Here is a 1,209-nt window from a genome sequence, read left to right as displayed (position 1 = left end):
GCACCTACAAATTAAACTACCTAAAACTCTAGGCAAAGAAAAAAAAATAAGGTATATACCCGTTTCGGTTTTACCCGATTAGACATATTAATAAATCATTGAGAGAATGTTATGAGTGATTTGTTTGAAGAAAATGATGATGATACTACGAGCGAAGTAGCTGAAGAGTTTGACCTCGAAGAGGATTTGGATATTGATCCAGAAATCGAAAATGCGAATCCTAAAGATCTTGATGCGCGACGACGTTTAGAGCAAATGTTGGATGAAAAGCGTTTGCGAGATGAATTGGATGATTTTGGAGATTATTAGACAGCAGCCAGATTATGCATACCCAGGTGTTCATGGAGGAGGAGAAGAGTAAAGTGTTCGCAGCAGATGATCGCATCCTTTTAGGGGAGGGATTGTTTGAGACACTTAAAGTCGTACATGGCAAACCGTGCTGGTCTGATTTACACTGGCAACGGCTAAAGAGTTCCGCGCAACAATTAGGTATTCCTTTTACTCTTCCCTATGAACATTGGTTGCAGTGTTTAGTGAAAAAAATTCAACAAGATCAGCTGATTAATGGGGGAGTCAAAGCTATTTTAAGTGGCGGTAGCGCACCTCGCGGTTTGACTCAATATGGGCAGCACAGCCAATTAGTGTTGCAAAGCTTTCAATTTGCCGCGCAAATCCAGCCTTTACGTTTAATTTCCGCCCCTTGGTTACGGGATGCAGCAAATCCAATCTATAGTGTAAAATCAGTTAATTATTTAGAAGCGATTTTGGCGCGACGTCAGGCGCTTGCAGCAGGTGCTGATGATGCCTTATTTTTTAATTCAGAACATCATGCAACGGAAACCTCCTGCGCCAATTTATTCATTATTCAACAGCAAACCTTATTCACCCCTCTGTTGACGGATGGTGTTTTACCTGGCATTACTCGTTCCAGAATTCTAGCTTTTTGTAGGCAAAAAAATATCCCCTGCCATGAGCAATCGTTAACTCAAGCCAGGATAGACGCGGCTGATGCGGTTTTTATTACGAATTCTTTGCAGGGGCTTCAAGTGATTCGTTCTTTAGCTGATGTTGATTTTGTCCTAAATCATCCGTTGATTGAGCAGCTAAGGTCGTTTTTGACTGATTAAACGAAACGCTATTAATTTTCAGTACCCCAAATTTACATAAACACAGTAGCAATACCGCAATTCCTGAAATAATAATTCCAAT

General features: G+C 40.6%; 2 protein-coding genes. Both read left to right on the top strand.

Annotation, left to right across the window (positions count from 1 at the left end; genetic code table 11):
* The first annotated feature begins 111 nt into the window (after window positions 1–111).
* Window positions 112–309: a PA3496 family putative envelope integrity protein gene (locus ACQY7T_RS01615; protein ID WP_252580685.1), complete on the top strand. Its 198-nt coding sequence runs from the start codon at window positions 112–114 to the stop codon at window positions 307–309.
* A 14-nt stretch (window positions 310–323) separates the two neighbouring features.
* Window positions 324–1,127, top strand: a complete 804-nt coding sequence (locus ACQY7T_RS01610; protein WP_428410977.1) for an aminotransferase class IV — start codon at window positions 324–326, stop codon at window positions 1,125–1,127.
* The last annotated feature ends 82 nt before the right edge of the window (window positions 1,128–1,209 follow it).

This window comes from Legionella sp., assembly GCF_965140895.1.
Classification (GTDB): Bacteria; Pseudomonadota; Gammaproteobacteria; order Legionellales; family Legionellaceae; genus Legionella.
Note: the sequence above shows the minus strand (reverse complement) of the source record. Positions and strands in the feature narration are given on the sequence as shown.